The sequence below is a fragment of the Deltaproteobacteria bacterium genome (genome assembly GCA_005879795.1).
Lineage (GTDB): Bacteria > Desulfobacterota > Binatia > DP-6 > DP-6 > DP-6.
In genome coordinates this window covers 1-8314 of record VBKJ01000027.1, presented here as the reverse complement: position 1 = coordinate 8314, position 8314 = coordinate 1, and the positions used below count along the sequence as shown (strand labels likewise).

The window sequence follows — 8314 nt, the reverse complement described above, 5'->3', positions numbered from 1 at the left end:
CAGCACCACCACCGCATGGAGGGGCGGGACGTCGTGCGCGCGACCACGCTCGAGCGCTACCTCCACGAGAGGCCCGAGCGCCCGGAGCTGGAGGCGACGCTCTATCCGCTCGTCCCCTACCCCGGCCACCGCTGGGGCATGGCGATCGACCTCAGCGCGTGCGTCGGCTGCAACGCCTGCGTCGCTGCCTGCCAGGCGGAGAACAACGTGCCCGTGGTCGGCAGGGACCAGGTGCTGCGCGGCCGCGAGATGCACTGGCTCCGCATCGACAGTTACCACACCGGAGCGGCGGCGGACCCCGAGACCTACTTCATGCCCGTCCCCTGCATGCAGTGCGAGAATGCGCCCTGCGAGCTCGTGTGCCCCGTCGAGGCGACGGTGCACGGCGCCGAGGGCCTGAACGACATGGTCTACAACCGCTGCGTCGGCACGCGCTACTGCTCGAACAACTGCCCCTACAAGGTGCGGCGCTTCAACTTCTTCGAGTACGCCGACTGGGAGACGGAGAGTCTCAAGGCGCAGCGCAACCCGGATGTCACCGTGCGCAGCCGCGGCGTCATGGAGAAATGCACCTACTGCGTGCAGCGCATCAACCAGCACCGCATCGCGGCCGAGAAGGAGGGGCGACCGATCCGCGACGGCGAGGTGGTGCCGGCGTGCGCCCAGGCCTGTCCCGCCGAGGCGATCGTGTTCGGCGACCTGAACGACCCCGCGAGCCGCGTCGGGAAGCTCAAGGGCGAAGCGCGGAACTACCCGCTGCTCGCCGAGCTCAACACGCGCCCGCGCACGACCTACCTCGCGGCCCTCAAGAACCCCAACCCGGAGATCGCCTGACCGTGGAGCCCGCCCCGCTCGCCGCGCCGCCGGTCATCGAGCCCGGCCACACCTTCGCCTCGATCACCGACAAGATCAGCGCGATCGTGCTGCGCCGCCGCACCTCGCGCGGGTGGCTCGTCGGCTTCGGCATCTCGTTCTTCTTCCTCCTCGTGCTGATGAACGCGGTCGGCTACCTGCTGCTCGCCGGCATCGGCATCTGGGGCGTGAACGTCCCGGTCGCGTGGGGCTTCGCGATCGTCAACTTCGTGTGGTGGATCGGCATCGGACACGCGGGGACGCTCATCTCGGCCATCCTCCTCCTGCTCCGCCAGCAGTGGCGGCAGTCGATCAACCGCTTTGCGGAGGCGATGACCATCTTCGCCGTCGCCTGCGCGGGCCTCTTCCCGCTCCTCCACCTGGGGCGCCCCTGGTACTTCTACTGGCTCCTGCCCTACCCGAACACGATGTCCCTCTGGCCGCAGTTCCGGAGCCCGCTCGTGTGGGACGTGTTCGCGGTCCTCACCTACTTCACGATCTCGCTCCTCTTCTGGTTCATCGGGCTGGTTCCCGACTTCGCGACCCTGCGCGACCGCTCGCCGAGCCGCCCGGGCCGCTTCATCTACGGCATGCTCGCCATGGGCTGGCGCGGCTCGGCACGCCACTGGCACCGCTACGAGACGGCCTATCTCCTGCTCGCCGGCCTCGCCACGCCGCTCGTCGTCTCGGTGCACACGGTGGTGAGCTTCGACTTCGCCGTGGCGCAGCTCCCGGGCTGGCACACGACCATCTTCCCGCCCTACTTCGTCGCCGGCGCCATCTACTCGGGCTTCGCGATGGTGCTGACGCTCGCCATCCCGCTGCGCGCCGTCTACCAGCTCGAGGACTTCATCACCACGCGCCACCTCCAGAACATGGCGAAGATCCTCCTCGCCACCGGGCTGATCGTCGGCTACGGCTACATGATCGAGGCGTTCATGGCGTGGTACGGCGGCAATCCGTACGAGGAGTACACGATCTGGAACCGTCTGACCGGTCCCTACGCGCCCCTCTACTGGGCGCTCCTCTTCTGCAACATCGCCACGCCGCAGGTGCTCTGGCTCCAGCGCGTGCGGACGAGCGCCCCTGCTCTCTTCGTCATCTCGCTCATCGTGAACACGGGCATGTGGCTCGAGCGCTTCGTCATCGTCGTCACCTCGCTCCATCGCGACTTCCTGCCCTCGTCGTGGGGAATGTACTACCCGACCATCTGGGACGTGGCGACCTTCGTCGGCACGCTCGGCCTCTTCGCCACGCTCTTCTTCCTCTTCATCCGCTTCATGCCCATGATCTCGATCTTCGAGATGCGCACCATCCTGCCCGAGGCGGAGGTGAAGGAGCCCGCATGAGCGCGAGCGAAAGATACTCGTGAGCGCGAGCGAAGGATATTCGTGAGCGCGAGCAAAGGATACTGCGTGAGCGCGAGCGAAGGATACTGATGGAGCGGCCGACGATCTGGGGTCTGCTCGCCGAGTTCGACAGCCCGAGCGCGCTGGTCGCAGCGGCCGCGCGCGTGCGCGAGGCCGGCTACAAGCGCATCGACGCGCACACGCCCTTTCCGGTGGAGGAGCTGGGCGCGGCGCTCGGCGTCAAGCCGACGATCCTGCCCCTGCTCGTGCTGCTGGGCGGGCTCCTCGGCTGCGTGGGCGGCTACCTCATGCAGTACTACGCGAGCAACGTCGACTATCCGCTCAACGTGGGCGGCCGCCCGATGCACAGCTGGCCGATGTTCGTCCCGATCACGTTCGAGCTCACGGTGCTGTTCGGCGGGCTGACCGCCGTGATCGGCATGCTCGCACTGAACGGCCTGCCGATGCCCTACCACCCGCTCTTCAACGTGCCGCGCTTCGCGCTCGCGACGCGCGATCGCTTCTTCCTCTCGATCGAGGCCCGCGACCGGCTCTTCGAGCGCCAGGAGACGGCCCGCTTCCTGCGCGAGCTCGGCGCACGGGAGGTGTCCGAAGTTGCGCGCTAGCCTCCTCGCCGCCGTCCTCCTCGCCGCCGCGTGCCGGCAGCAGATGGACGACCAGCCGCGCTACGAGCCGCTCGAGGCGAGCCGCTTCTTCCCCGACGGGCAGTCGTCGCGGCCGCGCGTCGAGGGCACGGTCGCGCGCGGCGAGCTCCACGCCGACACGGCGCTCTACACGGGGAAGACGGGCGGCCGGCTGGTCGAGAAGCTGCCCGTCCCGCTCACCGCCGACCTGCTCGCGCGCGGGCGCGAGCGCTACGACATCTACTGCTCGCCCTGCCACGACCGGCTGGGTACGGGGAAGGGCATGATCGTGCGGCGCGGCTACCGGGAGCCGCCGTCCCTGCACATCGAGCGGCTCCGGCAGGCGCCGGCGGGGCACTTCTTCGACGTGACGACCAACGGCTTCGGGGCGATGCCGGCCTACGCGCACCAGGTGGCCGTGCGCGACCGCTGGGCGATCGTGGCCTACATCCGCGCCCTGCAGCGCAGCCAGCGCGCGACGCTCGCCGACGTGCCGCCGGCGGAGCGACAGGCGCTCGAGACGGAGGGCCCGCGATGAGCGCCGCGGCCGAGACGCCCCTCGGGCTCGAGCGCCTCCAGAGCCGCGCGCTCGTCGTCGGCGTGGTCGCGCTCGGCGCGTGCGCCGCCGGCGGGCTCGCGAACCCGCGCGACTTCCTCCGCGCCTGGCTGATCGGCTACCTCTACTGCCTCGGCATCGCGCTCGGGTCGCTCGTGATCCTCATGCTCCACTACCTCTCGGGCGGCGCGTGGGGCCTGGTCGTGCGGCGCATCCTCGAGGCGGCGACGCGCACGCTGCCGCTCCTGGCGCTCCTCTTCGTGCCGGTCTTGATCGGGGTACGCGACGTCTACCTCTGGGCCGCGCCCGGCACGCCCGAGGATGATCCTCTCCGCCACGCGCGCGCCTACTTGAACGTGCCCTTCTTCCGCGTGCGCGCACTGATCTACTTCGGCGCGTGGCTCGGCTGCGCGTACATCTTCAACAAGTGGTCGCGCGAGCGCGACGCCCGTCCCGATCCGAACCCGCGGCGCTTCCGCCTGCTCGCCGGCCCGGGGCTCGCGCTCTACGGCCTCACCGTCACCTTCGCGGCCATCGACTGGGCCATGTCGCTCGAGCCGCACTGGTACTCGACCATCTACCCGGCCGGCTTCGGGGTGGGCCAGGTGCTCTCCGCGTTCGCCTTCGGCATCGCCGGCGCCGTCGGCCTCCGCCGGCGCGAGCCCTTCGCCCGGCTGGTCACCCCCGCCAACCTGAACGACCTCGGCAACCTGATGCTCGCCTTCGTGATGCTGTGGGCGTACATGGCCTTCTCGCAGTTCCTCCTGATCTGGTCGGGAAACATCCGGGAGGAGGTGCCGTGGTACCTGGCCCGCGAGCACGGCGCGTGGGCGGCGGTGGCGGTGGCGCTCATCGCGCTCCACTTCGCGCTTCCCTTCGTCCTTCTCCTCTCGCGGCGCGTGAAGCGCGACCCGCGGCTCATCGCCGCGGTCGCGGTCGCGATCCTCGTCATGCGGCTGGTGGACCTCCTCTGGCTGCTCGTGCCCGGATTCCACCGCCCGGGCTTCGCGCTGCGCTGGCTCGACGTGGTGGCGCCGATCGGCTTCGGCGGCATCTGGCTGTGGGCCTTCCTGGGCCAGCTCCGCGACCGGCCGCTCGTGCCGCAGAACGATCCCGCGATGGAGGAGGCGCTCGCGCATGCCCACTGAGTCGGACCGCCACGAGCGCACCGACGTGAGCGTGCGCGGCGTCCTCCTGGCCGCCGCACTGCTCGCGGCGGCGGGGATCGTCGTCCAGCTCGTCGTGGGGGCGCAGTTCGCGGCGCTGCGCGGCGCGCGCGCGCGGGAGAACCCGCCCGCCCCGGTCGCCGCGGCGCCGCCCGAGGGGCCGCCCGAGCCCCGCCTCCAGACCACGCCCGCCGAGGACCTCGCGCAGCTGCGCGCCCGGGAGGACACCATCCTCGACGGCTACGGCTGGGAGGACCGCACCGCCGGCGTGGTCCACATCCCGATCGCGCGGGCGATGGAGCTGGTCGCGAAGGAAGCGGCGAAATGAGGACCGTCTGGCTCGCCGCTCTCGTGCTCGCGCTCGCGGCGCCGCTCGCGGCCGACGAGGCGCGGCCCCCCGCCTTGCGCGACGTGGGCGTCGATCCGCACCTCGGCGCCGCGCTCCCGCTCGACCTGGCCTTCCGCGACGAGAGCGGGCGGACGGTCGCGCTCCGCGACTACGTCGACGGCAGCAGGCCCGTGCTGCTCTCGCTCGTCTACTTCGGGTGCCCGATGCTGTGCGGGCAGAGCCTGAACGGGCTCGCCGCGAGCCTGAAGGCGCTCTCCTTCGCGCCGGGGAAGGAGTTCACCGTGCTGGTGGTGAGCTTCGACCCCCGGGACACGCCCGCGGTCGCGAGCGGCAGGAAGGCCGCCGTGCTGGCACGCTACGGACGGCTCGACACCGCCACGGGCTGGCACTTCTTGACCGGCGAGCAGGCGATGATCGACCGCCTCACGCGCGGGGTCGGCTTCCGTTACACCGCCGACGCGGCGAGCGGGCAGTTCGCGCACGTGCCAGCCGCCATCGTGCTCACGCCCGCGGGCACCATCTCGCGCTACTTCTACGGCATCGAGCCGGCGCCGCGCGACCTCCGCCTCGGGCTGGTCGAGGCCTCGGCCAACAAGATCGGCTCGGCGGTCGATCAGCTCCTCCTCTTCTGCTTCCACTACGACCCCGCCACCGGCAAGTACGGCGCGCTCGTCATGGGCGCGGTGCGCGCCGGCGGCGCACTCACGCTGGTCGCGCTGGGCACGTTCCTCGCCCTCGCGTGGCGCCGGGAGGCACGCCGCTCGTGATCGAGGCGCGCTTCTCGCTGCCGCTCTTCCCCGAGCAGGCGTCCACGCTCGCGCCGCGGGTGGATGCGCTCCTCTTCTTCCTCCTTGGCGTGAGCACGTTCTTCACGCTGCTCATCGCCGGCTGCATCGTGGTGTTCGCGATCCGCTACCGCCGGCGTCCCGGCAACGAGATGGCCGAGCAGGTCGAAGGCTCGGACCGGCTCGAGATCGCCTGGTCGGTCATCCCGCTCCTCCTCTGCCTGGTGATGTACGCGTGGGGGGCCCAGCTCTACTTCGCGGCCGCCACGCCGCCCCCGGAAGCGCTCGAGGTCTACAGCGTCGGCAAGCAGTGGATGTGGAAGTTCCAGCACCTCTCCGGCCCGCGCGAGATCAACGAGCTGCACGTGCCGGTCGGTCTGCCGGTGAAGGTCCTCATGACCTCACAGGACGTCATCCACAGCCTCTTCGTGCCCGCCTTCCGCGTGAAGCAGGACGTGCTCCCGGGCCGCTACACGCAGCTCTGGTTCCAGGCCACCAGGCCCGGGACCTACCACCTCTTCTGCGCCGAGTACTGCGGCACGCTGCACTCGGGCATGATCGGGCAGGTGGTCGCCATGGAGCCGGCGGACTTCCAGCGCTGGCTCGCGGGCGGCACGGGCGCCACGCCGGCGGTGGCCGGCGAGAAGCTGTTCACGGACCTCGGCTGCATCACCTGCCACCGCGGCGACGCGCAGGCGCGCTGCCCCGAACTGGCGGGTCTCTTCGGGCGCACCGTGAGCCTCACCACCGGCCGGACGCTCACGGCGGACGAGGGCTACATCCGCGAGTCGATCCTCGATCCGGGCGCCAAGATCGTCGCCGGCTACCAGAACATCATGCCGACCTACCAGGGCCTGGTGAGCGAGGAGGGCGTGCTCGAGCTGATCGCCTACATCAAGTCCCTGCAGACCACGGAGGCGAAGGGACCGTCATGACCACCGCCGCCGCCCTCGTCGCCGAGGAGCCCCGACTCCACTACCTGAACGAGAGCTACGGCGTGCGCTCGTGGCTCCTCACCACCGACCACAAGCGGGTCGGCCTCCTCTACCTGATCTCGCTCACCGGCGCCTTCTTCGTGGGGGGCTTCTTCGCCGTGATGCTGCGCGTCGAGCTGCTCACGCCGGCGGGCGACCTCCTCCAGGCCGAGACCTACAACAAGTTCTTCACCATGCACGGCGTGATCATGGTGTTCTTCTTCCTGGTGCCGTCGATCCCGGCGGTGCTCGGGAACTTCGTCCTGCCGCTCATGATCGGCGCCCGCGACGTCGCCTTCCCGCGCCTCAACCTCCTGAGCTGGTACCTCTACGTGCTCGGCGCCTCCTTCACGACCTATGCGGTGGTGAGCGGGGGCGTCGACACGGGGTGGACCTTCTACACGCCCTACAGCACGATGTCGTCCACCACGCAGGTCATGCCGACCGCGATCGGCATCTTCATCGTCGGCTTCTCCTCCATCCTCACCGGCCTCAACTTCGTCGTCACCATCCACCGCATGCGCGCGCCCGGGCTCACCTGGTTCCGGCTGCCGCTCTTCGTCTGGTCGCTCTACGCGACCAGCCTGATCCAGATCCTCGCCACGCCCGTCCTCGCCATCACGGTCATGCTGCTCGGGCTCGAGCGCCTGCTTCACGTGGGCATCTTCGACCCCGCGCTCGGCGGCGACCCGGTGCTCTTCCAGCACCTGTTCTGGTTCTATTCGCACCCGGCGGTCTACATCATGATCCTGCCCGGCATGGGGGTGATCAGCGAGCTGGTCACCTGCTTCGCCCGCAAGCGCATCTTCGGCTACCACTACGTCGCCTTCTCGTCGATCGCGATCGCGGTCTTCGGCTTCCTCGTCTGGGGCCACCACCTCTTCGTCGCCGGCCAGTCGGTGTACGCCGCGATGGTGTTCTCGCTCCTCTCCTACCTGGTCGCGATCCCCTCTGCGGTGAAGGTGTTCAACTGGACGGCGACGCTGCACAAGGGGACGCTCGAGTTCCGCACCCCGCTCCTCTATGCACTCGGCTTCATCGGGCTGTTCACCATCGGCGGCCTCACCGGCCTCTTCCTCGCCTCGCTCGGCATGGACGTGCACGTGACCGACACCTACTTCGTGATCGCCCACTTCCACTACATCATGGTGGGCGGGATGGTGATGGGCTACCTGGGCGGCGTGCACTACTGGTGGCCGAAGATCAGCGGGCGGATGTACCCCGAGGGCTGGGGGCGGCTCGCGGCGCTCATCATCTTCATCGGCTTCAACCTGACCTTCTTCCCGCAGTTCATCCTCGGCTACCTCGGCATGCCCCGGCGCTACCACGCCTATCCCGACGAGTTCCAGGTGCTGAACGTGATGTCGACGGCAGGGGCCTCCATCCTGGGTGTCGGCTACCTGCTGCCGATGATCTACCTGCTCTGGTCGCTCCGCTACGGCGAGCCCGCGGGCAACAACCCGTGGGACGCCACCGGCCTCGAGTGGCAGACGCCGTCCCCGCCGCCGCGCGACAACTTCGAGGTGACGCCCGTCGTCACCGGCGAGCCCTACGCCTACCCGGGTCGCGAGCCCGCCCATGGCTGAGCACGCCGTCGCCGTCGCGCACCAGTTCGACGACGCCGAGCAGCAGCGCGGGG

9 protein-coding genes are annotated in these 8314 nt (G+C 69.9%); all 9 read left to right on the top strand.

From position 1 onward, the window contains the following. The coding region (locus E6J59_01060; GenBank protein TMB23888.1) for a 4Fe-4S dicluster domain-containing protein at positions 1 to 834 on the top strand (834 nt) is incomplete at its 5' end. Continuing rightward, the gene (locus E6J59_01055; GenBank protein TMB23890.1) at positions 831 to 2201 is read left to right on the top strand and encodes a hydrogenase; all 1371 of its coding nucleotides are present in this window, start codon (positions 831 to 833) and stop codon (positions 2199 to 2201) included. The genes E6J59_01060 and E6J59_01055, both read left to right, overlap by 4 nt. Positions 2202 to 2290: 89 nt before the next feature. Continuing rightward, positions 2291 to 2827: a DUF3341 domain-containing protein gene (locus tag E6J59_01050; protein ID TMB23887.1), complete on the top strand. Its 537-nt coding sequence runs from the start codon at positions 2291 to 2293 to the stop codon at positions 2825 to 2827. Next, on the top strand, positions 2718 to 3383 hold the full coding sequence (locus E6J59_01045) for a cytochrome c (GenBank protein ID TMB23886.1): 666 nt from the start codon (positions 2718 to 2720) through the stop codon (positions 3381 to 3383). Before E6J59_01050 ends, E6J59_01045 begins: the two co-directional genes overlap by 110 nt. After that, positions 3380 to 4549, top strand: a complete 1170-nt coding sequence (locus E6J59_01040) for a hypothetical protein (protein TMB23885.1) — start codon at positions 3380 to 3382, stop codon at positions 4547 to 4549. The genes E6J59_01045 and E6J59_01040 overlap by 4 nt, the downstream gene beginning before the upstream one ends. Continuing rightward, positions 4539 to 4895 carry a hypothetical protein gene (locus E6J59_01035; protein TMB23884.1) on the top strand — a complete coding sequence of 119 codons (357 nt, stop codon included), beginning with the start codon at positions 4539 to 4541 and terminating at the stop codon, positions 4893 to 4895. Before E6J59_01040 ends, E6J59_01035 begins: the two co-directional genes overlap by 11 nt. Continuing rightward, positions 4892 to 5683, top strand: a complete 792-nt coding sequence (locus E6J59_01030; GenBank protein TMB23883.1) for an SCO family protein — start codon at positions 4892 to 4894, stop codon at positions 5681 to 5683. The genes E6J59_01035 and E6J59_01030 overlap by 4 nt, the downstream gene beginning before the upstream one ends. A gap of 17 nt (positions 5684 to 5700) precedes the next feature. Beyond that, positions 5701 to 6636 carry a cytochrome c oxidase subunit II gene (coxB, locus tag E6J59_01025; GenBank protein ID TMB23889.1) on the top strand — a complete coding sequence of 312 codons (936 nt, stop codon included), beginning with the start codon at positions 5701 to 5703 and terminating at the stop codon, positions 6634 to 6636. Continuing rightward, the gene (ctaD, locus tag E6J59_01020; GenBank protein ID TMB23882.1) at positions 6633 to 8261 is read left to right on the top strand and encodes a cytochrome c oxidase subunit I; all 1629 of its coding nucleotides are present in this window, start codon (positions 6633 to 6635) and stop codon (positions 8259 to 8261) included. Before coxB ends, ctaD begins: the two co-directional genes overlap by 4 nt. Positions 8262 to 8314 lie beyond the last annotated feature (53 nt).